This is a genomic window from Citrobacter sp. CK206 (assembly GCF_030333125.1).
In the GTDB taxonomy this organism is placed as follows: Bacteria; Pseudomonadota; Gammaproteobacteria; order Enterobacterales; family Enterobacteriaceae; genus Citrobacter_B; species Citrobacter_B koseri.
This window is the reverse complement of sequence record NZ_JAOWGM010000023.1, coordinates 93,454-117,871: the sequence shown is the minus strand read 5'-3', so window position 1 is coordinate 117,871 and position 24,418 is coordinate 93,454. Positions and strand designations below refer to the sequence as shown.

Annotated in this window: 23 protein-coding genes and 2 tRNA genes; 5 read left to right on the top strand and 20 right to left on the bottom strand. The window is 54.3% G+C overall.

Annotated elements, in window-relative coordinates:
* Positions 1 to 37: 37 nt before the first annotated feature.
* Together OGX81_RS07235 and OGX81_RS07230 are read right to left on the bottom strand one after the other, a co-directional pair.
* The gene (locus OGX81_RS07235) at positions 38 to 673 is read right to left on the bottom strand and encodes an NAD(P)H-binding protein (protein WP_058668149.1); all 636 of its coding nucleotides are present in this window, start codon (positions 671 to 673) and stop codon (positions 38 to 40) included.
* A gap of 32 nt (positions 674 to 705) precedes the next feature.
* Positions 706 to 1,146, bottom strand: coding sequence for a YhbP family protein (locus OGX81_RS07230; protein WP_012135284.1), 441 nt, complete (start codon positions 1,144 to 1,146; stop codon positions 706 to 708).
* 52 nt (positions 1,147 to 1,198) lie between these two features.
* On the opposite strand from OGX81_RS07230, the gene OGX81_RS07225 reads away from it, so the two are divergent.
* A complete protein-coding gene (locus tag OGX81_RS07225; RefSeq protein WP_104869101.1) occupies positions 1,199 to 1,501 on the top strand; it encodes a GIY-YIG nuclease family protein in 303 nt (100 codons plus the stop codon).
* Here OGX81_RS07225 and OGX81_RS07220 read toward each other — a convergent pair.
* Complete coding sequence (locus OGX81_RS07220) at positions 1,488 to 1,991, bottom strand: GNAT family N-acetyltransferase (protein WP_012135286.1); 504 nt, start codon at positions 1,989 to 1,991, stop codon at positions 1,488 to 1,490. The two genes, OGX81_RS07225 and OGX81_RS07220, sit on opposite strands and share 14 nt — an antisense overlap.
* Entirely contained in the window at positions 1,985 to 2,509 is a 525-nt protein-coding gene (gene ubiT / locus OGX81_RS07215; protein ID WP_024130981.1) for a ubiquinone anaerobic biosynthesis accessory factor UbiT, read from the bottom strand. The genes OGX81_RS07220 and ubiT overlap by 7 nt, the downstream gene beginning before the upstream one ends.
* A 220-nt stretch (positions 2,510 to 2,729) precedes the next feature.
* Between ubiT and ubiU the strand changes: the two genes are divergently transcribed.
* The 3 genes from ubiU to OGX81_RS07200 all read left to right on the top strand — a co-directional run bounded on the left by ubiU (position 2,730) and on the right by OGX81_RS07200 (position 5,805).
* The gene (gene ubiU, locus OGX81_RS07210; protein WP_012135289.1) at positions 2,730 to 3,725 is read left to right on the top strand and encodes a ubiquinone anaerobic biosynthesis protein UbiU; all 996 of its coding nucleotides are present in this window, start codon (positions 2,730 to 2,732) and stop codon (positions 3,723 to 3,725) included.
* A gap of 8 nt (positions 3,726 to 3,733) precedes the next feature.
* Complete coding sequence (locus OGX81_RS07205) at positions 3,734 to 4,612, top strand: U32 family peptidase (protein ID WP_104868140.1); 879 nt, start codon at positions 3,734 to 3,736, stop codon at positions 4,610 to 4,612.
* Between the two features lie 185 nt (positions 4,613 to 4,797).
* Entirely contained in the window at positions 4,798 to 5,805 is a 1,008-nt protein-coding gene (locus OGX81_RS07200) for a luciferase-like monooxygenase (protein WP_104868139.1), read from the top strand.
* 90 nt (positions 5,806 to 5,895) lie between these two features.
* Here the strand turns inward: OGX81_RS07200 and mtr are convergent, their stop codons facing one another.
* The 12 genes from mtr to OGX81_RS07140 all read right to left on the bottom strand — a co-directional run bounded on the left by mtr (position 5,896) and on the right by OGX81_RS07140 (position 19,644).
* Entirely contained in the window at positions 5,896 to 7,140 is a 1,245-nt protein-coding gene (mtr, locus tag OGX81_RS07195; RefSeq protein WP_047461011.1) for a tryptophan permease, read from the bottom strand.
* A 153-nt stretch (positions 7,141 to 7,293) separates the two neighbouring features.
* Entirely contained in the window at positions 7,294 to 9,192 is a 1,899-nt protein-coding gene (deaD, locus tag OGX81_RS07190; protein ID WP_024130983.1) for an ATP-dependent RNA helicase DeaD, read from the bottom strand.
* Positions 9,185 to 9,265, bottom strand: a complete 81-nt coding sequence (gene yrbN / locus OGX81_RS07185; RefSeq protein ID WP_010723222.1) for a protein YrbN — start codon at positions 9,263 to 9,265, stop codon at positions 9,185 to 9,187. The genes deaD and yrbN overlap by 8 nt, the downstream gene beginning before the upstream one ends.
* A gap of 105 nt (positions 9,266 to 9,370) precedes the next feature.
* Complete coding sequence (gene nlpI / locus OGX81_RS07180; protein WP_012135296.1) at positions 9,371 to 10,255, bottom strand: lipoprotein NlpI; 885 nt, start codon at positions 10,253 to 10,255, stop codon at positions 9,371 to 9,373.
* 109 nt (positions 10,256 to 10,364) lie between these two features.
* The gene (gene pnp, locus OGX81_RS07175) at positions 10,365 to 12,500 is read right to left on the bottom strand and encodes a polyribonucleotide nucleotidyltransferase (protein ID WP_047461008.1); all 2,136 of its coding nucleotides are present in this window, start codon (positions 12,498 to 12,500) and stop codon (positions 10,365 to 10,367) included.
* A gap of 246 nt (positions 12,501 to 12,746) precedes the next feature.
* Complete coding sequence (gene rpsO / locus OGX81_RS07170) at positions 12,747 to 13,016, bottom strand: 30S ribosomal protein S15 (RefSeq protein WP_003861789.1); 270 nt, start codon at positions 13,014 to 13,016, stop codon at positions 12,747 to 12,749.
* Between the two features lie 152 nt (positions 13,017 to 13,168).
* Positions 13,169 to 14,113, bottom strand: coding sequence for a tRNA pseudouridine(55) synthase TruB (truB, locus tag OGX81_RS07165; protein WP_012135299.1), 945 nt, complete (start codon positions 14,111 to 14,113; stop codon positions 13,169 to 13,171).
* Positions 14,113 to 14,514 (bottom strand): 30S ribosome-binding factor RbfA, encoded by a 402-nt coding sequence (gene rbfA / locus OGX81_RS07160; RefSeq protein WP_001040203.1) that lies wholly within the window; start codon positions 14,512 to 14,514, stop codon positions 14,113 to 14,115. Before rbfA ends, truB begins: the two co-directional genes overlap by 1 nt.
* Before the next feature lie 168 nt (positions 14,515 to 14,682).
* A complete protein-coding gene (gene infB / locus OGX81_RS07155; RefSeq protein WP_012135301.1) occupies positions 14,683 to 17,367 on the bottom strand; it encodes a translation initiation factor IF-2 in 2,685 nt (894 codons plus the stop codon).
* A gap of 24 nt (positions 17,368 to 17,391) precedes the next feature.
* Complete coding sequence (gene nusA, locus OGX81_RS07150) at positions 17,392 to 18,879, bottom strand: transcription termination factor NusA (protein ID WP_012135303.1); 1,488 nt, start codon at positions 18,877 to 18,879, stop codon at positions 17,392 to 17,394.
* A gap of 28 nt (positions 18,880 to 18,907) precedes the next feature.
* Positions 18,908 to 19,360, bottom strand: coding sequence for a ribosome maturation factor RimP (gene rimP, locus OGX81_RS07145; RefSeq protein ID WP_012135304.1), 453 nt, complete (start codon positions 19,358 to 19,360; stop codon positions 18,908 to 18,910).
* Positions 19,361 to 19,567: 207 nt separating this feature from the next.
* A tRNA-Met gene (locus OGX81_RS07140) sits at positions 19,568 to 19,644 on the bottom strand.
* 346 nt (positions 19,645 to 19,990) lie between these two features.
* On the opposite strand from OGX81_RS07140, the gene argG reads away from it, so the two are divergent.
* Positions 19,991 to 21,334, top strand: coding sequence for an argininosuccinate synthase (gene argG, locus OGX81_RS07135; protein WP_012135306.1), 1,344 nt, complete (start codon positions 19,991 to 19,993; stop codon positions 21,332 to 21,334).
* A 203-nt stretch (positions 21,335 to 21,537) separates the two neighbouring features.
* On the opposite strand, the gene OGX81_RS07130 is transcribed toward argG, so the two are convergent.
* The 4 genes from OGX81_RS07130 to folP form a co-directional block, all read right to left on the bottom strand.
* A tRNA-Leu gene (locus OGX81_RS07130) sits at positions 21,538 to 21,624 on the bottom strand.
* A 9-nt stretch (positions 21,625 to 21,633) separates the two neighbouring features.
* Complete coding sequence (gene secG / locus OGX81_RS07125; protein ID WP_104868138.1) at positions 21,634 to 21,966, bottom strand: preprotein translocase subunit SecG; 333 nt, start codon at positions 21,964 to 21,966, stop codon at positions 21,634 to 21,636.
* 227 nt (positions 21,967 to 22,193) lie between these two features.
* Positions 22,194 to 23,531, bottom strand: a complete 1,338-nt coding sequence (gene glmM / locus OGX81_RS07120; protein ID WP_012135308.1) for a phosphoglucosamine mutase — start codon at positions 23,529 to 23,531, stop codon at positions 22,194 to 22,196.
* Positions 23,524 to 24,372 (bottom strand): dihydropteroate synthase, encoded by an 849-nt coding sequence (gene folP / locus OGX81_RS07115; protein WP_058668151.1) that lies wholly within the window; start codon positions 24,370 to 24,372, stop codon positions 23,524 to 23,526. Before folP ends, glmM begins: the two co-directional genes overlap by 8 nt.
* Positions 24,373 to 24,418: the final 46 nt, after the last annotated feature.

Genomic DNA, 24,418 nt, shown 5'->3' with positions numbered 1-24,418 from the left:
GATAAGGCGTTAGCCACCATCCGGCAGTGAACAGATGCTATAACGCCCTTTCCCGCAACCGGGATGAGGTCAGGATGGTAACGCCTTCTTGCTCCGGCGCCAGAGCCTCCTCCAGCATCGCACGCGCCACATCTCTGGCGTCGATGGATTTCCAGTTTCCCGGCAGCAGCCGGAACAGCGGCGCAAACAGCGTTTCATTCATCCGGTGTTTAGCTCTGTCGCCAAGCAACATAGAGGGACGCGCAATCGTCAGGCGCGGCCATTGCTGGGCGATTAACGCCTCTTCCATTTCACCTTTGACCCGGTTATAGAAAAACGGCGATCGCGCATTTGCGCCCATCGCACTCACGACCAGCATATGCCGGGCGCCCAGCCGCCGCCCCGTCAGCGCGGTATCCACCACCAGCGTATAATCCGCATGAATAAACGCCTCTTTGCTTCCGGCCTCGCGGCGAGTCGTTCCCAGACAGCAAAAAACAATGTCCACCGGATCGGTCACCTGCGCCAGCGCATCGGTCAGTTGAGGATCGTGAGGATTATAAACGCCGACCATATCCGCCAGAGGGCGGCGTGTGGGCGCGGCTATCGAATGAATCCGGGGTTCATTAAGCAACATCCGCAGGAGGTGTCCTCCCACCAGCCCCGTCGCCCCTGTAATTAACACCTGAGTCATCGCGCGCTCCATAACCTCAACCATTCATCTAACTATAGGCTACGGATCGGGCTGCGTAGCCAGTGCATTTTTTTGCCAAATCCCAACGTGTTGTCAGTGAATTTGATTTCATCCAGGCGGATTTCCCATACTGGCGCAGGCAGCATTCTGGCGACAGGAAAGCGGCGGAGATAGGCCTGACGCGCCGCATCGCTTTCCTCTCCCTCAAGCTTGCGGATCTCCCCTTTAAACTGTATTCCGCGAATCCGCGCCACCGTTTTCGGCTGGCCGTTGACCGTTCCGGCAACGGGCGCGCGCGGGCCGGACATCTGCGCATGGCGCGTTTTCTCTTCCGTGAGTACATAAAACGCAACCTTTTGCGCATCAAACAGATAAAACGCGTTTGCGCACCAGAGTTCGCCCTCATGCTGAACGCACCAGGTGACCACATGCTGCTTTGCCAGCCAGCGGCTTATCGCGGTGAGTGTTTCCATCGTTATTCTCTCTTATACTGGGCATCTGAAAATTAACACGCTGATGGTCATGATGACACCCTGGTATCTGTATCTGATCCGCACCGCAGACAATGCCCTCTACACCGGGATTACGACCGATGTGGCGCGCCGCTATAAGCAGCATCAAAGTGGTAAAGGCGCAAAAGCGTTGCGCGGAAAAGGGGAACTCACCCTGGCGTTTTCGGCGCAGGTCGGCGAGCGCTCGCTTGCCCTGCGCATGGAGTATCGCATCAAGAGATTCACAAAGCGCCAGAAGGAGCGCCTCGTGACAGAAGGTGAAGGGTTTGAGGCGTTACTGGCCAGCCTGCAAACCCCAACGCTTAAAAGCGATTGAAATGGTCGTGGTATTCCACCAGGCCCGTCACGCCGTCCAGCGCGTCTTCCGCCAGGCGGTGTACCTGGAAAGCGCTTTCGGTGCCCGGCCAGCGGCAATGAAGATCGTAATGCGCCGCCAGTTCAAAACCGAAACGGCTGTACAATGCCGGCTCGCCCAGCGTGACGACCGCCGCATAGCCAAACTCGTTGAGTGAATCCAGTCCTTCGTAGACCAGTTGGCGCGCAAGCCCTTGTCCACGGTAGTTTTCATCTACCGCCAACGGCGCCATTCCCACCCATTGCAGGTCTTCACCCTGTACATCGACCGGACTAAACGCCACATAGCCAACCACCTGACCTTCGTCGTCAGTGGCGACCAGACCCAGCGTCAGGAAGCCATCTTCGCGCAGGTCATGCACCAGCTTCGCTTCCGCATCGCTTTCGAACGTGCGGCGCAGCAAAGCGTCGATACCGGGCGCGTCAATGGGAATTTCAACTCGAATCAGCATGGTTCACCTACCGAGGTCTGTTTGGTTTCTGGCGAGGTTTTCATACCCGCCTCAACAAAATCCGCCAGTTGCAGCAGCATAATGCGTAACGCTTTCGGCATCTGCTCCAGTTCGATGGCGTCCATCAGGTTTTTCACATACAGCCCTAACTCTGTATCGCCTTCAATGACCAGACGACGCTGGAAGAAGAGCGTATCAGGGTCCTGCTTACGCGCCGCAATCATCAACAAGTCGCTGGCATCGGCGCTAAAGCTCACGTCGGCCTCAGCGTTCTGACTGACAATCAGTTTGCCGTTCTCAACAGAGGTGTACCATCTGAGGTTAATATCACGCACCGTAATACTTAACCAACGGCCTTCGAGGAACTCAAGCTCCCCATCTGCCAGCGCCTGACGAAATTGCCAGCTCAGAACCTGTTCCAGAACCTGGCGCTTCAGCGCAAAGGGCGTCAGTTTAACCGGAACACTCATCAGAGACGGGCCAAAATGTACTAAGCGTGAACGCAGTTTATCCAACACGAGCTTTACTCCCTGTTTCAATAATCCCGTTATTTTGCCATATCAGATAAACGACATAGCGGCGTAAATCAACAATTCGATACGAAATTGTTACCCAGTTATAGGTGTAACCAATACGCCTTTAACTGCCTTAAATCAAAAATTGTCGCAGCAAGGTTAACTAAAATCTCTCTTCGTTAACAATTTTGCGGCCTGGACGGCGCAACATTCAGGAATAATTATGGAGCTGCTCTGCCCTGCCGGAAATCTCCCGGCGCTTAAGGCGGCCATTGAGAACGGTGCTGATGCCGTTTATATCGGGCTAAAAGATGATACTAACGCCCGTCACTTCGCCGGTCTTAATTTTACTGAGAAAAAATTGCAGGAAGCGGTGAATTACGTCCATCAACATCGCCGTAAACTGCACATCGCGATTAACACGTTTGCACACCCGGATGGATATGTTCGCTGGCAGCGTGCCGTGGATATGGCGGCGCAACTGGGCGCGGATGCGCTGATCCTGGCCGACCTTGCTATGCTTGAGTATGCAGCAGAACGCTATCCGCATATTGAGCGCCATGTCTCTGTTCAGGCATCGGCAACGAATGAAGAAGCAATTAACTTCTACCATCGCAACTTTGACGTTGCGCGCGTCGTCCTGCCGCGCGTGCTTTCCATTCATCAGGTGAAACAGCTCGCCCGCGTCACGCCCGTGCCGCTGGAGGTCTTCGCCTTCGGCAGCCTGTGCATTATGGCGGAAGGCCGTTGCTACCTCTCCTCTTATCTGACGGGTGAATCCCCCAATACCGTCGGCGCCTGCTCTCCGGCCCGCTTCGTGCGCTGGCAACAGACCCCTCAGGGGCTGGAATCGCGCCTGAACGAGGTGCTCATCGACCGCTATCAGGACGGTGAGAACGCCGGTTATCCAACGCTGTGTAAAGGTCGCTATCTGGTTGATGGCGAGCGCTACCACGCGCTGGAAGAACCTACCAGCCTCAACACGCTGGAACTGCTGCCTGACCTGCTGGCGGCGAATATCGCCTCGGTGAAAATTGAAGGGCGTCAGCGCAGCCCGGCGTATGTCAGCCAGGTGGCGAAAGTGTGGCGTCAGGCGATCGACCGCTGCATGGCCGACCCGCAAAACTTCGTCCCGCAAAGCGCCTGGATGGAGACGCTTGGCTCCATGTCCGAAGGCACTCAGACCACGCTTGGCGCGTATCACCGTAAATGGCAGTGAGAGAAGCAATGAAATATTCCTTAGGGCCGGTGCTTTACTATTGGCCGAAAGAGACGCTGGAAGCATTTTATCAGCAGGCCGCCACCAGCAGCGCCGACGTGATTTACCTTGGCGAAGCGGTGTGCAGCAAACGCCGCGCCACCAAAGTGGGCGACTGGCTTGATATGGCGAAATCCCTTGCCGGAAGCGGCAAGCAGGTCGTGCTCTCCACGCTGGCGCTGGTACAGGCCGCCTCTGAATTAGGCGAACTAAAACGCTATGTGGAAAACGGCGACTTCCTGCTGGAGGCCAGCGACCTCGGCGTCGTGAATATGTGCGCCGAGCGCAAGCTGCCGTTTGTCGCCGGTCATGCGCTTAACTGCTATAACGCGGTAACGCTGCGTCTGCTGCTTAAACAGGGCATGGTGCGCTGGTGCATGCCGGTCGAGCTTTCCCGCGACTGGCTGGTGAATCTGCTGAACCAGTGCGATGAGCTCGGCATCCGCAATCAGTTTGAAGTGGAAGTGCTGAGCTACGGTCATCTGCCGCTGGCGTACTCCGCCCGCTGTTTTACCGCGCGTTCGGAAGACCGCCCGAAAGACGAGTGTGAAACCTGCTGCATCAAGTACCCGAACGGGCGTAACGTGTTGTCGCAGGAGAATCAGCAGGTGTTCGTGCTTAACGGTATTCAGACCATGAGCGGCTACGTTTATAACCTCGGCAACGAACTGACCTCCATGCAGGGGCTGGTCGACATTGTGCGCCTTTCCCCGCTGGGTACGGAGATATTCGCCATGCTCGACGCCTTCCGCGCCAATGAAAACGGCAGCGCGCCGTTGCCGCTGGCCGCGCACAGCGACTGCAACGGTTACTGGAAACGCCTGGCCGGTCTGGAACTACAGGTGTGACTGAACCTTGCCGGATGGCGGCATAAATGCCTTATCCGGCCTACAATGCGCTTGTAGGCCTGATAAGCGAAGCGCCATCAGGCAGTTGATGTTTGCTCCCCGCCTTATACCGCTCACTTTGTTAACAACGGTAATCAAATTTTAATGCAGTATTAAATGATTCACCGACGACAAAGTGAGCCGTTATGACTGACAAAACCATTCCATTTTCGCTGCTGGATCTGGCACCGATCCCCGAAGGCTCCTCTGCGAAAGAGGCCTTCTCACACTCACTGGATCTCGCCCGTCTGGCAGAGCGGCGCGGCTATCACCGCTACTGGCTGGCGGAACATCACAACATGACCGGTATCGCCAGCGCGGCGACATCGGTGCTGATTGGCTATCTGGCCGCCAATACCACCACATTGCATCTGGGTTCTGGCGGGGTGATGCTCCCCAACCACTCGCCGCTGGTTATCGCCGAGCAGTTCGGTACGCTGAATACGCTCTATCCTGGACGGATTGATCTGGGCCTGGGGCGCGCGCCGGGAAGCGATCAGCGCACCATGATGGCGCTGCGCCGTCATATGAGCGGCGATATTGATAATTTCTCGCGCGACGTCGCTGAACTGGTGGACTGGTTCGACGCGCGCGATCCCAATCCGCATGTACGCCCGGTTCCGGGCTATGGCGAGAAGATACCGGTGTGGCTGCTGGGTTCCAGCCTGTACGGTGCACAGCTGGCGGCGCAGCGTGGTCTGCCGTTCGCCTTCGCCTCCCACTTCGCGCCCGATATGCTGTTCCAGGCGCTGCATCTCTATCGCACCCAGTTCAAGCCGTCCGCGCGGCTGGAAAAACCGTATGCAATGGTGTGCATCAATATCATCGCCGCTGACAGCAATCGCGATGCGGAATTTCTGTTTACCTCTATGCAGCAGGCGTTTGTGAAACTGCGTCGCGGCGAGACCGGGCAGCTACCCGCGCCAATTCAAAATATGGATCAGTTCTGGTCGCCGTCCGAGCAATATGGCGTGCAGCAGGCGCTGAGTATGTCGCTGGTGGGCGATAAAGCCAAAGTGCGTCACGGGCTGGAATCTATTCTGCGCGAAACGCAGGCGGATGAGATTATGGTCAACGGGCAGATTTTCGATCATCAGGCGCGGCTGCATTCGTTTGACCTGGCGATGCAGGTGAAAGAAGAGTTGGTGGGGTAGTGCGTTGTTTTGCCCGGTGGCGCTTCGCTTACCGGGCCTACGAGATTGTTCAGGCCGGATAAGGCATAGCCGCCATCCGGCACAACAAACTTACTGGTACACTGGTAACAGGTTCACGCTCGACAGAATATGCACCAGCGCATTGCCGATACCGAATACCAGAATCAGCGCAATCATCGGCTTGCCGCCCCAGACGCGGAATTTCGGGCTGCCGAAGCGTTGGCGTGAAGCTCGCGCCAGCAGAGCCGGAACAATGGCTGCCCAGATGGTTGCCGCCAGCCCCGCATAGCCAATAGCATACAGGAACCCGTTCGGCCACAGCAGACCGCCAATCACCGGCGGCAGGAAAGTCAGCAGCGCAGTTTTGAAGCGCCCCAGCGCCGAATCATCAAAACCAAACAGATCCGCCAGATAGTCAAACAGACCGAGCGTCACGCCGAGGAACGAACTCGCCACCGCAAAGTTAGAGAACACCACCAGCAGCAGATCCAGACTGCGGCTGTTCAGTACGCCGCTCAGCGCCTGTACCAGCACATCAATATTACCGCCCTGCTGCGCAATACCGATAAACGCCGGGCGCGGAATATTACCCATCGTACCCAACAGCCAGATGGTATACAGCACCAGCGCCATCAGCGTACCGTACACCAGGCATTTCACGATGGTACGCGGATCTTTACCGTAATATTTCATCAGGCTTGGCACGTTGCCGTGATAACCAAACGACGCCAGACAAAACGGCAATGTCATCAGCAGGTACGGCGTGTAAGACGCGTTGCTTTCGGCTACGTTAAACAGCGTCGCCGGCGTGACGTGCCCCAGCAGACTGCCGAAGGTCAGAAAGAAGGTGATGACTTTCGCGCCCAGTACAATCGCCGTCATCCGGCTAACCGCTTTCGTACTCAACCAGACGACAAAGGCCACCAGCAACGCAAACGCAAAACCTGCTGCCCGCGCCGGAACGTTCAGCGACATTTCAGCAAAGGTATGATGCAGAATCGAGCCGCTCGCCGAGATATAGGCGTAGGTCAGGATATAGAGCACAAAGGCAATAGAGATCCCATTCACCACGTTCCAGCCTTTACCCAGCAGGTCTTTGGTGATGGTGTCAAAGCTGGAGCCAATCCGGTAGTTGAGGTTGGCTTCGAGGATCATCAGCCCGGAATGCAGCATACAGAACCAGGTAAACACCAACGCCGCCATCGACCAGAAGAACCACGCACCGGACATGACCACCGGCAGGGAGAACATTCCCGCGCCAATAATGGTGCCGCCGATGATCACCACGCCGCCAAGCAGCGAAGGTGACGTTTGGGTGGTGGTTAGTGTTGCCATTCAGCCCTCTCTCCAGTGAATAATATTGCGACTGCATTTTATTGTGTCGCACTGTACCAGTACACGAGTACAAAAGAAATAAAAAAAGCCCCGATCGCAATCATCGGGGCTGTATATTTTACTTTACGGTGCGAGACCGCGATTTAGCGTGAATTACGCATCACCGCCGAAACGACGACGACCGGTGGAGTCGTCACGACGCGGCGCACGGCCTTCACGACGCTCACCGCTGAAACGACGACCATCACCACGGCCACCTTCACGACGTTCGCCGCCAAAACCACGACCGCCTTCACGACGCTCGCCACCGAAGCTACGACCACCGCCACGACGCTCGTTACCGGAATGCGGTTGCGCATCGCCCAGCAGCTGCATGTTCATCGGCTTGTTCAGGATGCGGGTGCGCGTAAAGTGCTGCAACACCTCACCCGGCATACCTTTCGGCAGCTCAATGGTGGAGTGGGAAGCAAACAGCTTGATGTTACCAATGTAACGGCTGCTGATGTCGCCTTCGTTAGCAATCGCGCCAACGATATGACGCACTTCAACACCGTCATCACGGCCCACTTCAATGCGGTACAGCTGCATATCGCCAACGTCACGACGTTCACGACGCGGACGATCTTCACGGTCACCACGATCAGCACGCGGGCCACGATCGTTACGATCGCGCGGACCACGGTCATCACGGTCACGGAATTCACGTTTAGGACGCATCGGCGCATCCGGCGGTACGATCAGCGTGCGTTCGCCCTGCGCCATTTTCAGCAGTGCGGCAGCCAGCGTTTCGAGATCCAGCTCTTCGCCTTCTTCGGTCGGCTGGATTTTCGCCAGCAGCGCGCGGTACTGATCCAGATCGCTGCTTTCCAGCTGCTGCTGAACTTTCGCTGCAAATTTTTCCAGACGGCGTTTGCCCAGCAGTTCTGCGTTCGGCAGTTCCACTTCCGGGATGGTCAGCTTCATGGTGCGTTCAATGTTGCGCAGCAGACGACGCTCGCGGTTCTCAACGAACAGCAGCGCGCGGCCAGCACGACCCGCACGACCGGTACGGCCGATACGGTGAACGTAAGACTCGGAGTCCATCGGGATATCGTAGTTTACAACCAGGCTGATGCGCTCAACGTCCAGGCCACGGGCCGCAACGTCAGTTGCAATCAGGATATCCAGACGACCGTCTTTCAGACGCTCCAGAGTCTGCTCACGCAGCGCCTGGTTCATGTCGCCATTCAGCGCGGCGCTGTTGTAACCGCTACGCTCCAGCGCTTCAGCCACTTCCAGGGTCGCATTTTTAGTACGAACGAAGATAATCGCCGCATCAAAATCTTCAGCTTCCAGGAAACGCACCAGCGCTTCGTTTTTACGCATGCCCCAGACAGTCCAGTAGCTCTGGCTGATGTCAGGACGCGTGGTCACGCTGGACTGAATGCGCACTTCCTGCGGCTCTTTCATAAAGCGGCGGGTAATGCGACGAATCGCTTCCGGCATGGTGGCAGAGAACAGTGCGGTCTGATGACCTTCAGGAATCTGCGCCATGATGGTTTCAACGTCTTCGATGAAGCCCATACGCAGCATTTCGTCGGCTTCGTCCAGCACCAGACCGCTCAGTTTAGAGAGATCCAGCGTGCCGCGTTTTAAGTGATCAAGCAGACGTCCCGGCGTACCGACAACGATCTGCGGCCCTTGACGCAGGGCGCGTAACTGCACGTCATAACGCTGGCCGCCGTACAGGGCAACCACGTTCACGCCGCGCATATGTTTAGAGAAATCCGTCATGGCTTCAGCAACCTGAACCGCCAGTTCGCGGGTCGGTGCCAGCACCAGAATCTGAGGTGCCTTCAGCTCAGGATCAAGATTGTTAAGCAGCGGTAAGGAGAACGCTGCGGTTTTGCCGCTACCGGTCTGGGCCATACCCAGAACATCGCGACCGCCCAGCAGATGCGGGATGCACTCTGCCTGGATTGGAGATGGTTTTTCGTAACCCAGATCGTTAAGGGCGTCAAGGATAGGAGCCTTCAGGCCCAGATCTGCAAAAGTGGTTTCGAATTCAGCCATGTAGTACGTGTGCCTCAAAATTAATGGCGGCCAGTCTACATAACTCATCATGAAATTGATCTGCAATTTTCATTGAAAAGTGTGAACCGGCTCAAAGTAGGTGTATTAACGAACAACAACGCCCTCACCCGTGAAGGTGATGGCAATCAAAAAGATTACGGGCTGATGTGTACGTCAGCTATTGCTGGTCCGATTCTGCCAGGTCATCTTGGTCCTGGCCCAGGAGCGATAATTCCAACAATGCGTATCGGTGCTCAACAAAGTTATGAACGTTGTTAGCCACCGCCAGTTTGAACAATGCCGTAGCGTTGTCCAAATCCCCCAGACTTAGGTAATACTTACCTAAATAGAAGTTGGTTTCACTGAGATGCTCAGCGAGCGAGGTGTTATCCGTTGCGTCCGCCTTCAGGCGTTCCATCAGCGTTGCTTCGCTAATGTTGCCCAGGTAGAACTCGACAATGTTCCATCCCCATTGTTCTTTATCCGATTTCTCGAAGCGTTGCTTTAACGCTTCTTTCGCCTGCTTCTCATCGAGCTTCTGCTCAGCGAGATAAAGCCACAGGCTGCGGAAAGGATCATTGGGATCGTCTTGATAAAACGCCAGCAGATCATCTTGCGCTAACTTGTCGCGACCGCCGTAATACAATGCGATACCGCGATTTAAGTACGCGTAGTTGTAAGTTGGATCAAGCTCAAGTACAGAATCAAACGCTTCATAGGCAGCATCAAAATTGCCTGCCTGCGTTAAATAAATGCCTAAGTAATTGAATACTTCAGGCATATCCGGTCGGATTGCCAGCGCTTGTGAAAAATCATTTCGCGCTAATGCCCTCAGACCCAGACTATCATACAACACTCCGCGCTCATATAAAAGCTGTGCGCGTTCGTCATCGGTTAAAGCCCGACTGGCAAGAATTTGTTCCATGCGTGCCAGAATCACTTCCTGCTGCAAAGTCGGTTGCAATGGCACCGCGAGGACTTCACTCTTACGCCAGGCAGAGTTGCTGCATCCTGCCAGCGTGAGTGCTGTCGCAACGAAACACCAGCGCAAAAAAGGCTTCATTTCCCACTCCCGAAGACAACGATTGAATGAACGTCCTGTTCCCCGGTTGCTGACAAGGCGTCCTGCCGGGTCAAAGGCCCTCCGCCAAAGCGGAGGGCAAATGGCAACCTTACTCGCCCTGTTCTGCTGCCGGAGCTTCCGGCGCAGCAGCTGGTTGAGACTGCTCAGTTGCTTCTTTAATGCTCAGACGTACGCGGCCCTGGCGATCAACTTCCAGAACTTTAACCGGTACTTCCTGACCCATTTGCAGGTAATCGGTCACTTTCTCTACGCGCTTGTCAGCGATCTGAGAGATGTGTACCAGACCTTCTTTACCGCCGCCAATGGCAACAAACGCGCCAAAGTCAACGATGCGGGTCACTTTACCATTGTAGATACGGCCCACTTCGATTTCCGCAGTGATCTCTTCGATACGACGGATAGCATGTTTCGCTTTTTCGCCGTCGGTCGCCGCGATCTTCACCGTACCGTCATCTTCGATTTCGATGGTGGTGCCGGTTTCTTCGGTCAGAGCACGGATAACAGAACCGCCCTTACCGATAACGTCTTTGATCTTGTCCGGGTTGATCTTGATGGTGTGGATACGCGGAGCGAACTGAGAAATGTCGCCACGCGGCGCGTTGATCGCCTGTTCCATCACGCCCAGGATGTGCAGACGCGCACCTTTTGCCTGGTTCAGCGCAACCTGCATGATCTCTTTGGTGATACCTTCAATTTTGATATCCATCTGCAACGCAGAGATACCGTCGCGGGAACCCGCCACTTTGAAGTCCATATCGCCCAGGTGGTCTTCGTCGCCCAGGATGTCAGACAGAACAACAAAGTTGTCGCCTTCTTTCACCAGACCCATCGCGATACCCGCAACGGCCGCTTTAATCGGCACGCCTGCGTCCATCAGCGCCAGGGAAGCGCCACACACGGAAGCCATAGAGGAAGACCCGTTGGATTCGGTGATTTCAGACACCACGCGAACGGTGTACGGGAATTTGTCCATTTCCGGCATAACTGCCAGAACGCCGCGCTTCGCCAGACGACCGTGACCAATTTCACGACGCTTCGGAGAACCGACCATGCCGGTTTCGCCAACGGAGTACGGAGGGAAGTTGTAGTGGAACAGGAAGCTGTCAGTGCGTTCGCCCATCAGTTCATCAAGAACCTGCGCGTCACGAGCGGTACCCAGCGTCGCCGTGACCAGCGCCTGCGTTTCGCCACGAGTGAACAGCGCGGAACCGTGAGTACGCGGCAGCACGCCAGTACGCACGTCCAGGCCACGGATCATGTCTTTTTCACGGCCATCAATACGCGGCTCGCCGGCCAGTACGCGGCTACGAACAACGTTTTTCTCGATAGCGTGCAGGATTTCGCCCAGTTCGTTTTCGTCCAGGGTTTCGTCTTCTGCAACCAGCGCAGCGATGGTTTCAGATTTGATCACGTCAACCTGAGCATAACGCTCCTGTTTGTCGGTGATACGGTAAGCGTCGCTCAGGCGAGCTTCGGCCAGTGCAGCAACGCGCGCGTTCAGCGCTTCGTTTACCGCTTCCGGCTGCCAGTCCCAACGCGGTTTGCCCGCTTCTTTCACCAGATCGTTGATGTTCTGAATCACAATCTGCTGCTGCTCGTGGCCGAATACCACGGCGCCCAGCATGGTGTCTTCGCTCAGCAGTTCTGCTTCGGATTCAACCATCAGAACAGCCGCTTCAGTACCGGCAACCACCAGGTCCAGCTTACTTTCTTTCAGTTCGTCCTGAGTCGGGTTCAGTACATACTGGTCATTGATATAACCAACACGCGCGGCGCCAATCGGGCCGTTGAACGGAATGCCGGACAGAGACAGCGCGGCGGAAGCACCGATCATCGCGACGATATCCGGGTTAACCTGCGGGTTAACGGAAACGACGGTTGCGATAACCTGAACTTCGTTAACGAAGCCTTCCGGGAACAGCGGACGAACCGGGCGGTCAATCAGACGCGCGATCAGGGTTTCGCCTTCGCTCGGACGGCCTTCACGACGGAAGAAGCTGCCCGGGATACGGCCAGCAGCGTAAGTACGCTCCTGATAGTTAACGGTCAGCGGGAAGAAATCCTGGCCCGGCTTCGCTTTTTTCTGACCAACAACGGTAACGAATACCGCAGTGTCATCCATGCTTACCATAACGGCGGCAGTTGCCTGACGCGCCATCATGCCAGTTTCCAGCGTAACGGTATGCTGACCGTACTGGAATTTACGAACGATCGGATTAAGCAAAATAATACCCTTTCTTAATTTTTGACGGCACACTCAGGCGCCATCGTTAATACCCGATCTTCTGCGCATCCTCGCGACTAATGACAACCCTAACCCATGCTCTTTGGGTGAAGCCTCTCATTAGCCGCGCGAACCTCTGCAACGGAAGATCATCCATAGCAACAATACATTAGTTTCCAGTGAATTGCTGCCGTCTGGTTGAAAAAAGGGGCCATGAAGGCCCCCTCTTTCTGAAACTCGCAAGAATTAGCGACGCAGACCCAGACGCTCGATCAGCGCGGTGTAACGTGCAACATCTTTACGTTTCAGGTAGTCGAGCAGTTTACGACGCTGAGAAACCATGCGCAGCAGACCACGACGGCTGTGGTGATCTTTTTTGTGCTCTGCAAAGTGGCCCTGCAGGTGGTTAATCTGTGCAGTCAGCAGAGCAACCTGAACTTCGGTAGAACCGCTGTCGTTAGTACCACGACCAAACTCAGAAACGATTTTAGCTTTAGCTTCAACGCTTAGAGACATGATGAACTCCAAAAATAATAAAGAATGAAAGGGTGCCAATCTCTAATTCAGCGACCCCATGTAAACGCCGCGCGAACTTGTTAAAAAATTTACGTGACGTTAAGCGGCGGTATTCTACTCGTAGCGTCCTGTTATCGCAAGACGGAGCAGCATTACGCCGGGTACTCAACCACTAACCGACGAGGCGCCACGCGGCCTTCATCGTCGATTTCGCCCATGCCAATAAATTTTTCGTCATCACCTTCCGTCACGCGAACCAGCCCTTCAAGCGGCACGCCTGTCGTCCGTACCGGGTTACCGTTTTTAAAGTAAACCGATGACGTTAAAGGAAGATTGACAACTGGATAGTCCGAAGCCGGACTGTCCATCGGCATCAGCAGCGGATCTAACAGTTGCGCAGCCGGAATATCCTGCCGTTCCGCCTGTTCAACAAGCTCACGTAGCTGTTCCAGCGTGACCATACGGTCAACCGGATATTTACTGACCGCCAGACGTCGCAGGAAGATCACATGCGCGCCACACCCAAGTTTCTCACCCAAATCATCGATAATGGTGCGAATGTAGGTGCCCTTCGAGCAGTGAACCTCCAGCTCCAGTTCATCCCCTTCATGGCGAATAAACAGCAGTTCGTAAACGGTAATCGGGCGGGCTTCACGGGGAACTTCAATCCCCTGACGCGCATATTCGTAGAGCTTCTTGCCCTGATACTTCAGCGCCGAATACATCGATGGAATCTGCTCGATATCGCCACGGAACGTCTCCAGCGCGGCAGCTAACTGCTCTGCGCTGAAGGTCACCGGACGTTCCTGCACGATTTGACCATCGGCATCGGAGGTGTCGGTACGCTGCCCCAGGCGGGCAATCACGCGGTAACGTTTGTCAGAATCCAGCAGATACTGCGAAAACTTTGTCGCTTCCCCAAGGCAGATGGGCAACATGCCCGTCGCCAGCGGGTCCAGCGCGCCGGTATGTCCGGCACGGTTGGCGTTATAGATGCGTTTTACTTTCTGCAAGACGTCATTGCTGGACATGCCCTGCGGCTTATCCAGCAGCAGGACGCCGTGAATGTCGCGACCACGACGACGAGGACGACTCATTAGTCCTCCTTGCTGTCGTCCGGGTTCACACGACGTTCTTCGTCATGTTTCACCACGTTAGTCACCAGGTTAGACATACGCATCCCTTCAACCAGCGAGTTGTCGTAGAAGAAGGTCAGTTCCGGCACGATACGCAGACGCATCGCTTTCCCCAGCAGGGTACGGATAAAGCCAGACGCTTCCTGCAACGCTTTGATGCCCGCTTTTACCGCGTCTTCATCTTTGTCGTTCAGAAAGGTGACATACACTTTGGCATAGGCCAGATCGCGGGACATCTCCACACCGGAAACGGTGGTCATCATGCCAAGACGCGGATCTTTAATTTCGCGTTGCAGGATGATAGCGATCTCTTTTTGCATTTCCTGGGCTACGCGCTGCGGGCGACCAAATTCTTTCGCCATAATAAATTCTCCAGAATAAAGACAAAAAAGGGGCCAAAAGCCCCTTTTTAAATTTCATGCCGGGTGGCGTGGGCTATAAACTGTAGGCCTGATAAGCATGGCGCCATCAGGCATTACATTGCCGGATGGCGGCGTAAACGCCTTATCCGGCCTACAACCCGGCCGACCTTACGCAATCGTACGTTGGATCTCGATGATCTCGAACACTTCGATCATATCGCCAACGCGAACGTCGTTGTAGTTCTTAACGCCGATACCACATTCCATGCCGTTACGGACTTCGTTAACGTCATCTTTGAAGCGGCGCAGGGATTCCAGCTCGCCTTCGTAGATAACCACGTTGTCGCGCAGTACGCGGATCGGGTTGTGGCGTTTAATCGTACCTTCAGTAACCATACAGCCTGCGACAGCGCCAAATTTCGGTGATTTGAACACGTCACGGACTTCAGCCAGACCAATGATCTGCTGTTTCAGTTCTGGAGACAGCATGCCGCTCATTGCCGCTTTCACTTCGTCGATCAGGTTATAGATGACGGAGTAGTAGCGCAGATCCAGGCTTTCCGCTTCAATCACTTTACGCGCAGAGGCATCAGCACGCACGTTGAAGCCAACCAGGATCGCATTGGATGCAGCAGCCAGGGTTGCGTCGGTTTCGGTGATACCACCTACGCCGGAACCGATGATCTTCACTTTAACTTCGTCGGTAGACAGTTTCAGTAAAGAGTCGGAGATTGCTTCCACAGAGCCCTGAACGTCCGCTTTCAGCACGATGTTCACTTCATGAACTTCGCCTTCGGTCATGTTAGCGAACATGTTCTCAAGTTTAGATTTCTGCTGACGCGCCAGTTTAACTTCGCGGAATTTACCCTGACGATACAGCGCAACTTCACGGGCTTTCTTCTCGTCACGAACCACGGTCACTTCATCACCGGCAGCCGGAACACCGGACAGACCCAGGATCTCAACCGGAATGGACGGACCCGCTTCCAGCACTTCCTGACCCAGTTCGTTACGCATTGCACGAACGCGGCCATATTCGAAGCCACACAGGACGATGTCGCCTTTGTTCAGCGTACCTTCACGAACCAGGACGGTTGCAACCGGACCACGACCTTTATCCAGGAAGGATTCGATTACCGCGCCGCTCGCCATGCCTTTACGAACTGCTTTCAGTTCGAGGACTTCAGCCTGCAACAGGATTGCATCCAGCAGTTCGTCGATGCCGGTACCCGCTTTTGCAGATACGTGGACGAACTGGCTTTCGCCGCCCCACTCTTCCGGCAGGATGCCGTACTGGGACAGTTCGTTTTTAACACGATCCGGATCGGCTTCTGGCTTATCGATCTTGTTCACCGCAACCACAACCGGCACACCCGCCGCTTTCGCGTGCTGGATAGCTTCGATGGTCTGCGGCATCACGCCGTCGTCTGCCGCCACAACCAGAACAACGATATCCGTTGCCTGCGCACCACGAGCACGCATAGAGGTAAACGCGGCGTGACCCGGGGTATCCAGGAAGGTGATCATACCGTTGTCGGTTTCAACGTGGTAAGCACCGATGTGCTGGGTAATGCCGCCCGCTTCGCCAGAGGCAACTTTCGTTGAACGAATGTAGTCCAGCAGAGAGGTTTTACCGTGGTCAACGTGGCCCATGATGGTCACAACCGGAGCACGCGGTTCTGCCGCCGCACCTGTATCACGGTCGCTCATTACCGCTTCTTCCAGCTCGTTTTCACGACGCAGGATAACTTTATGGCCCATCTCTTCAGCAACCAGCTGTGCGGTTTCCTGGTCGATGACCTGGTTGATGGTTGCCATCGCGCCCAGCTTCATCATCGCTTTGATGACCTGAGAGCCTTTTACCGCCATCTTGTTCGCCAGCTCGCCAACGGTGATGGTTTCACCAATCACAACGTCACGGTTAACAGCCTGAACCGGTTTCTGGAAGCTCTGTTGCAGAGCAGAACCTTTACGGTTTTTACCGCCTTTACCGCCGCGAACGGCCGCACGGGCTTCTTCACGATCGGCTTTCGATTCAGAGTGTTTGTTGCCTTTTTTCGCCGGACGCGCTGCTTTCGCATTGCGACTACGACCACGGCCGCCTTCAACTTCACGGTCGTTTTCGTCTTCGGCCTGGCGGGCGTGTTGAGACGTGGTAACGTGATAATCGCTGGTGTCTTCAGTCGGCTCCGCGTTATCAGTCCATTTGTTCTCTTCCGCCATGCGGCGAGCTTCTTCTGCTACGCGACGCGCTTCTTCTTCAAGTTTGCGACGCGCTTCTTCTTCCGCTTTACGCTTCAGCTCTGCTGCTTCATTTTCACGGCGGGCTTTTTCGGCCTGGGCGGTTTTGGTCATATCGTCAGTCTGTTGATTGCTCACTTTGTCTTTTTCCGCAGCTTCACGTTTCGCTTTTTCAGCGGCGTCACGTTTAGCTTGTTCTGCGGCCTCACGGTCAGCTTTTTGTTGCGCCTCGCGTTTGGCTGTTTCTTCTGCCTCACGACGGGCTTGCTCTTCCGCTTCACGCTGCGCCTGCTCTTCCGCGGCGAGACGTTCTGTCTCTTGCGGATCGCGTTTCACAAAGGTGCGTTTCTTGCGGACTTCGATTTGTACCGATTTACTTTTTCCACCGGTACCTGGAATATTCAACGTGCTGCGCGTTTTACGTTGCAGCGTCAACTTATCCGGCCCTGAACCATTTTCACGATTCAGGTGCGCCAGTAAAGTCTGTTTTTCTTGTGCGGACACAGAGTCATCAGCAGACTTCGGGATACCGGCATCAGCGAATTGCTGTACCAGGCGATCCACGGAGGTCTGTATCTCTGCGGCCAGCGCTTTTACGGTTACATCTGTCATGCTGTTCCTTCCTGCTACAGTTTATTACGCTTCGTCGCCGAACCAGCAAATATTACGGGCAGCCATAATCAGCTCACCGGCTTTTTCGTCGGTCAACCCTTCGATATCAGCCAGATCATCAATGCCCTGCTCAGCGAGATCTTCCAGCGTACAAACACCACGGGCAGCCAGTTTGAATGCCAGGTCGCGACCCAATCCTTCCAGATTCAGCAGATCGTCAGACGGTTTGTTATCACCAAGGCTTTCTTCCTGGGCCAGTGCCAGAGTGGTCAGTGCGTTTTTGGCACGCTCGCGCAGCGCTTCAACGGTCGGTTCATCCAGCCCGTCGATTTCCAGCAGTTCTTTCATTGGCACGTAGGCCAGTTCTTCCAGCGTCGCGAAACCTTCTTCAACCAGTACGGTTGCGAACTCTTCATCAATATCGAGATATTTGGTGAAGGTATCGATAGCTGCATGTGCTTCAGCCTGATGCTTAGCCTGCAAGTCATCAACCGTCATCACGTTAAGTTCCCAGCCGCTCAGTTGCGCAGCCAGACGGACGTTCTGACCATTACGTCCGATCGCCTGAGCCAGGTTACCGGCTTCAACAGCGATATCCATGGTGTGTTTATCTTCATCCACCACGATAGAAGCGACGTCTGCTGGCGCCATCGCGTTAATCACGAACTGCGCCGGGTTATCATCCCACAGGACGATATCGATACGCTCGCCGCCCAGTTCAGTAGAAACGGCCTGAACGCGCGCACCACGCATACCCACACAGGCGCCGACCGGATCGATACGCTTGTCGTTGGTTTTCACCGCGATTTTCGCACGGGAACCCGGATCGCGGGCCGCCGCTTTAATTTCGATGACTTCTTCGCCGATTTCCGGTACTTCGATACGGAACAGCTCGATCAGCATTTCCGGTTTGGAACGCGTCACAAACAGTTGCGCACCGCGCGCTTCCGGGCGAACGGAGTACAGAACGCCACGAATACGGTCGCCAGGACGGAAGTTTTCGCGCGGCAGCATATCTTCACGCAGGATCACGGCTTCAGCATTGCTGCCCAGATCCAAAGAGATGTTGTCGCGGTTTACTTTCTTCACCACGCCGGTGATGATTTCGCCTTCGTGCTCGCGGAACTGATCGACCACCATCGCACGCTCGGCTTCACGAACTTTCTGTACGATAACCTGTTTTGCCGTCTGGGTGGTGATACGGTCAAAGGTGACAGATTCAATCTGATCTTCAACGTAGTCGCCCAGGTTCAGGCTTTCGTCTTCAAAACGCGCCGCTTCCAGCGTAATTTCTTTTGTCGGCAGCGTGACTTCTTCTACGATTAACCAACGACGGAAGGTATCGAAATCACCGCTTTTACGATCGATTTGTACGCGAACATCGATCTCTTGTTCGTATTTTTTCTTCGTTGCTGTAGCCAGCGCACTTTCCAGCGCTTCAAAAATCTTCTCGCGTGGCAGCGCTTTCTCATTGGAAACGGCTTCAACAACGGCCAAAATTTCTTTGTTCATCGCGGGCTTTTCACCTCAATCCAGACTATTAAAAGTGGGGAACCAGGTTCGCCTTCTGGATATTACTCAGCGCGAACACTTCATCTTTACCTTCGACTGTGACAGTGATCATTTCACCGTCAACCGCTTTGATAACGCCCTGCCATTTACGACGGTTTTGTACCGCCATACGAAGTACCAGCGTCACTTCTTCACCCAGGAAACGCGCGTAGTGCTCAGCCGTGAACATAGGACGGTCGAGACCTGGCGAGGAGACTTCCAGGTTGTATGCCACAGTGATGGGATCTTCGACATCCAGCACCGCGCTCACCTGGTGACTCACATCAGCACAATCATCAACATTGATGCCATCTTCACTATCAATATAGATGCGCAGTGTGGATGTGCGACCGCGAATAAATTCGATGCCGACCAGTTCGTAACCTAAGGCTTCAACTGGCGCTGTAATCATCTCTGTTAATTTTTGCTCTAATGTGGACAAGCCCACCCCCAAGACATAAAAAAAGGGCCTAAAGCCCAGTTATTCTGTAGTCAGATAACAAAAAACCCCGATAAATCGGGGCTTTAGATAACTGAACCCTATAACCGCAACTGCGGTCTGGAGAACCTTCCGAAAGAATTTTTTTCAAATCCAGCTACGAAGGCCTAAGTCTTCACAGTATATTTGAAAAAGAACTCTAAGGGAAAGTGGTTGCGGGGGCCGGATTTGAACCGACGACCTTCGGGTTATGAGCCCGACGAGCTACCAGGCTGCTCCACCCCGCGCCTGAAACGTGGCAAATTTTACTCGCTTTGGGTAAAAGATGCAAATACTGCTGGGATTTGGTACCGAGGACGGGACGTAAAATCTGCGCGTATTATATTGATTCAATATGCGATATGTCAACCGCGTTAATAATATGCACATGAATGAATACTAACCCGGCCTCCGTTAAGAAACCGTACCAGTCAGGAAAGAAGCCACCCCATACCGTTTTTTAACGAAATTATCACTAAACTCTTCCTGTCATCCGTAAAAGATGATTAAATGAAAACTCACTTATTTTGCATAAAAATGCACTGAGAGCAGAAAGCCGATCTCTTCATCAGTCTATCAAGCAGGGTTTTATTTATGACGACGATTCTCAAGCATCTTCCGGTAGGTCAACGTATTGGTATCGCTTTTTCCGGCGGCCTGGACACCAGTGCTGCACTGCTGTGGATGCGACAAAAAGGCGCTGTCCCTTATGCATATACTGCGAATCTGGGTCAGCCGGATGAGGATGACTATGACGCCATTCCTCGTCGCGCAATGGAATACGGCGCAGAGAACGCTCGCCTGATTGATTGCCGTAAACAGCTGGTTGCCGAAGGGATCGCCGCGATCCAGTGCGGCGCTTTCCATAACACCACCGGCGGACTGACCTATTTCAACACCACGCCGCTGGGCCGCGCCGTTACCGGCACGATGCTGGTCGCCGCGATGAAGGAAGATGGTGTTAACATCTGGGGCGACGGCAGTACCTATAAAGGAAACGACATCGAGCGTTTCTACCGTTACGGCCTGTTGACCAACGCGGAGCTACAGATTTACAAACCGTGGCTGGATACCGACTTTATTGATGAGCTGGGCGGTCGTCATGAGATGTCCGAGTTTATGATTGCCTGCGGTTTCGACTACAAGATGTCCGTCGAAAAGGCCTATTCCACTGACTCCAACATGCTCGGCGCGACCCATGAAGCCAAAGATCTGGAATTCCTGAACTCCAGCGTCAAGATCGTCAATCCAATCATGGGCGTCAAGTTCTGGGATGAAAACGTGAAAATCCCGGCGGAAGAAGTTACCGTGCGCTTTGAACAGGGGCATCCTGTCGCGTTGAACGGTAAGACCTTCAGCGATGATGTTGAACTGATGCTGGAAGCCAACCGTATCGGCGGCCGTCACGGTCTGGGTATGAGCGATCAGATTGAGAACCGTATCATCGAAGCGAAGAGCCGGGGTATCTATGAAGCGCCGGGGATGGCGCTGCTGCATATTGCCTACGAGCGTCTGCTGACCGGCATCCACAACGAAGACACGATCGAGCAGTATCATGCGCATGGCCGTCAGTTAGGCCGACTGCTGTATCAGGGCCGCTGGTTTGACTCCCAGGCGCTGATGCTGCGTGACGGTCTGCAACGTTGGGTGGCCAGCCAGATTACCGGTGAAGTCACGCTGGAGCTGCGTCGTGGTAACGACTACTCGATCCTGAATACCGTCTCTGACAATCTGACCTACAAACCAGAGCGTCTGACGATGGAAAAAGGAGACTCCGTGTTCTCGCCGGATGACCGTATCGGTCAGTTGACGATGCGCAACCTGGATATCACCGATACGCGTGAAAAACTGTTTGGTTATGCGCAGTCAGGCCTGCTTTCCGCCTCTTCCGCGACAGGTTTGCCGCAGGTTGAGAATCTGGAAAACAAAGGCAAGTAAGTTAACGGACAACGATTAAAGGCCGCGTAAGCGGCCTTTTTTGGGCGGTGTAGGCCTGATAAACAAAGTGCCATCAGGCACATTACGTAACATGTCGGATGGCGGCGTAAACGCCTTATCCAACCGACAAAAACAAAGTCTATAACCCCCGCGGAATGCAGACGAAAAAAAAGACGCTTTTCAGCGTCTTTCTTTCGGAATATTGGTACCGAGGACGGGACTTGAACCCGTAAGCCCTATTGGGCACTACCACCTCAAGGTAGCGTGTCTACCAATTCCACCACCTCGGCACGGAAATCTTAGTGTGGGATATCGCTGCTCGGCTGTGCCGGTGCAACTGGCTGAGTCTGCTCGTTTTTTGCCGGAGCGCTCAGATTTTCCCACTCACTTCCTTTATTGGTCTTGTTGCTGTTGATATTGCCCAGCGCCAGACTGATGATGAAGAACAGCGTTGCCAGCACAGCCGTCATACGGGTCATGAAGTTACCAGAACCACTTGAACCAAACAGCGTAGCGGAAGCGCCTGCTCCAAAGGAGGCTCCCATATCAGCGCCTTTACCTTGCTGTAGCATGATCAAGCCTACCAGGCCAATTGCCACAATAAGGAAAACTACCAAAAGAGCTTCGTACATAATCAACCTGTTCCTTGCGGAGTTGCCGCATACCAATGCTTCAACCAATAAAGCGGGATAATTTACTGTTTCCCACTGAAGCGGGTGTGAATACTAACCAAAGCGAATGACCTTCGCAAGGGCAATTTTAGTGCATTGTATCAACTGCGGAAAAAAACAGCAAAAAGGTCTTTTTCCTGCAACAAAAAGGCGGCAAACGCCGCCTTTTTAGTCACTTATCACCAGGATTAAACCGCTTTTACGGCATCCGCAATACGATGAGCAAACTCAGTAACCTGCGCTTCATCCTCGCCTTCTACCATTACGCGAATTAACGGTTCAGTACCGGACTTACGCAGCAGCACGCGACCACGATTTCCCAGCGCCGCTTCGACTTCCGCCGTCACAGCCTTAACGTTGTCATTCTCCAGCGGATCGCCGCTACCGGCTGCATAACGTACGTTAACCAGAATCTGCGGGAACATTTTCATGCCGCTGCACAAATCGTGCAGACTCATGTGGTTACGCACCATCGCCGCCAGAACCTGTAGCCCCGCGACAATACCGTCACCGGTGGTGGTTTTATCCAGCAGAATAACGTGGCCGGAGTTTTCCGCCCCAATACGCCAGCCTTTTTCTTGCAGTTTTTCCAGCACGTAGCGGTCGCCGACTTTAGCACGCGCGAACGGAATGCCCAGCTGTTTCAACGCCAGCTCCAGGCCCATGTTGCTCATCAGCGTACCGACTGCGCCACCGCGCAGTTGACCCTGACGCAAACCTTCGCGGGCGATGATATACATGATCTGATCGCCATCGACTTTATTCCCTTCATGGTCAACCATGATCACGCGATCGCCGTCGCCGTCCAGCGCGATCCCTAAATCGGCTTTCTCCGCGATCACGCGCGCCTGTAGCGCACGCACATCCGTAGCGCCGACTTCTTCATTAATATTGACGCCGTTCGGCTCACAGCCAATCGCAATGACATTCGCACCCAGTTCACGCAGGACGTTCGGTGCAATGTGATAGGTCGCGCCGTTGGCGCAATCCACAACAATCTTCAGCTCATTCAGGCTCAGTTCGTTCGGGAACGTACCTTTGCAGAACTCAATGTAGCGCCCCGCAGCATCCACAATACGGCTGGCTTTACCCAGCTCTGAGGAATCCACGCAGGTGATCTCTTTTTCCATCTCTGCTTCAATAGCCTCTTCAACTTCATCAGGCAGTTTGGTGCCGTCAATGGAGAAGAATTTAATCCCGTTGTCATAAAACGGGTTATGCGAAGCGGAGATAACGATCCCGGCCTCTGCACGGAAGGTTCGGGTCAGGTAAGCCACCGCAGGCGTCGGCATCGGGCCGGTAAAAGAGGCAGACAATCCCGCCGCCGCCAGACCGGCTTCCAGCGCAGACTCCAGCATATAGCCAGAAATACGCGTGTCTTTACCGATAATGATTTTACGTGAACCATGACGCGCCAGCACTTTCCCTGCGGCCCAGCCCAGCTTAAGCACAAAGTCAGGAGTAATGGGCGCATCGCCTACACGACCACGGATCCCATCGGTGCCAAAATATTTACGATTACTCATAGCGTTTATTTTCCTTTGCAGACAGGGTGGCTTCTACCACACGCATCGCTTCTACGGTTTCTTTAACGTCATGGACACGAATGATATGCGCCCCCTGCATTGCGGCGATAACCGCACACGCCAGGCTCCCGCTCAAACGATCGGAGGGCCCGACGTTGAGCAACTGACCAATCATCGATTTACGTGACATTCCCACCAGCAGCGGCAGGTTAAAATGATGAAACTCCGCCAGACGTGCCAGTAACGTATAGTTATGGGAGAGATTTTTACCGAAACCGAATCCCGGGTCGAGCAACAATTTCTCTTTTGCGATGCCAGCCCTTTCACAGCGTGCTATTTGGTCAATAAAGTAGCGATTGACCTCCGCAAAAACGTCTTCGTACTTTGGCGCTTCCTGCATTGTTTTAGGCTGCCCTTGCATATGCATCAGGCAGACCGGTAAACCAGTCTCAGCCGCCGCCTCAAGCGCGCCCGGTTCAGAGAGGGAGCGAATGTCGTTGATGATGTGAGCGCCCACTCTTGCCGATTCCCGAATCACCTCCGGTTTTGAGGTATCCACTGAAATCCATACCTCAAAACGCTGGGCGATGGACTCAACTACCGGGATCACGCGTTCCAGTTCTTCTTCAACGCTGACATCCGCCGCGCCAGGTCGCGTTGATTCGCCGCCGACATCAATAATCGTCGCTCCGGCGTTAATCATCAGATTAGCGTGCTTCACCGCCTCCACCAGCGTATTGTGCGTCCCGCCATCGGAGAAAGAATCCGGCGTGACGTTCAGGATGCCCATTACGTGTGGGTGAGAGAGATCCAGCGTGGAGCCCTGGGCGAAGAGTTTCATAGCTAATCCTTCTGATGTTATTTCAAATATAAAAAACCCCGGAGCA

Excerpts from the sequence above, each read along its gene's own strand:
- secG (WP_104868138.1), bottom strand. The coding sequence starts at position 21,966 with ATGTACGAAGCTCTTTTGGTAGTTTTCCTTATTGTGGCAATTGGCCTG.
- truB (WP_012135299.1), bottom strand. The coding sequence starts at position 14,113 with ATGAGTCGTCCTCGTCGTCGTGGTCGCGACATTCACGGCGTCCTGCTG.
- mtr (WP_047461011.1), bottom strand. The coding sequence starts at position 7,140 with ATGGCAACACTAACCACCACCCAAACGTCACCTTCGCTGCTTGGCGGC.
- nlpI (WP_012135296.1), bottom strand. The coding sequence starts at position 10,255 with ATGAAGCCTTTTTTGCGCTGGTGTTTCGTTGCGACAGCACTCACGCTG.
- OGX81_RS07230 (WP_012135284.1), bottom strand. The coding sequence starts at position 1,146 with ATGGAAACACTCACCGCGATAAGCCGCTGGCTGGCAAAGCAGCATGTG.
- OGX81_RS07205 (WP_104868140.1), top strand. The coding sequence starts at position 3,734 with ATGAAATATTCCTTAGGGCCGGTGCTTTACTATTGGCCGAAAGAGACG.
- yrbN (WP_010723222.1), bottom strand. The coding sequence starts at position 9,265 with ATGAAAATTGCAGATCAATTTCATGATGAGTTATGTAGACTGGCCGCC.
- deaD (WP_024130983.1), bottom strand. The coding sequence starts at position 9,192 with ATGGCTGAATTCGAAACCACTTTTGCAGATCTGGGCCTGAAGGCTCCT.
- ubiU (WP_012135289.1), top strand. The coding sequence starts at position 2,730 with ATGGAGCTGCTCTGCCCTGCCGGAAATCTCCCGGCGCTTAAGGCGGCC.
- glmM (WP_012135308.1), bottom strand. The coding sequence starts at position 23,531 with ATGAGTAATCGTAAATATTTTGGCACCGATGGGATCCGTGGTCGTGTA.
- rpsO (WP_003861789.1), bottom strand. The coding sequence starts at position 13,016 with ATGTCTCTAAGCGTTGAAGCTAAAGCTAAAATCGTTTCTGAGTTTGGT.
- folP (WP_058668151.1), bottom strand. The coding sequence starts at position 24,372 with ATGAAACTCTTCGCCCAGGGCTCCACGCTGGATCTCTCTCACCCACAC.
- OGX81_RS07225 (WP_104869101.1), top strand. The coding sequence starts at position 1,199 with ATGACACCCTGGTATCTGTATCTGATCCGCACCGCAGACAATGCCCTC.
- OGX81_RS07235 (WP_058668149.1), bottom strand. The coding sequence starts at position 673 with ATGACTCAGGTGTTAATTACAGGGGCGACGGGGCTGGTGGGAGGACAC.
- OGX81_RS07200 (WP_104868139.1), top strand. The coding sequence starts at position 4,798 with ATGACTGACAAAACCATTCCATTTTCGCTGCTGGATCTGGCACCGATC.
- OGX81_RS07220 (WP_012135286.1), bottom strand. The coding sequence starts at position 1,991 with ATGCTGATTCGAGTTGAAATTCCCATTGACGCGCCCGGTATCGACGCT.
- infB (WP_012135301.1), bottom strand. The coding sequence starts at position 17,367 with ATGACAGATGTAACCGTAAAAGCGCTGGCCGCAGAGATACAGACCTCC.
- nusA (WP_012135303.1), bottom strand. The coding sequence starts at position 18,879 with ATGAACAAAGAAATTTTGGCCGTTGTTGAAGCCGTTTCCAATGAGAAA.
- rbfA (WP_001040203.1), bottom strand. The coding sequence starts at position 14,514 with ATGGCGAAAGAATTTGGTCGCCCGCAGCGCGTAGCCCAGGAAATGCAA.
- argG (WP_012135306.1), top strand. The coding sequence starts at position 19,991 with ATGACGACGATTCTCAAGCATCTTCCGGTAGGTCAACGTATTGGTATC.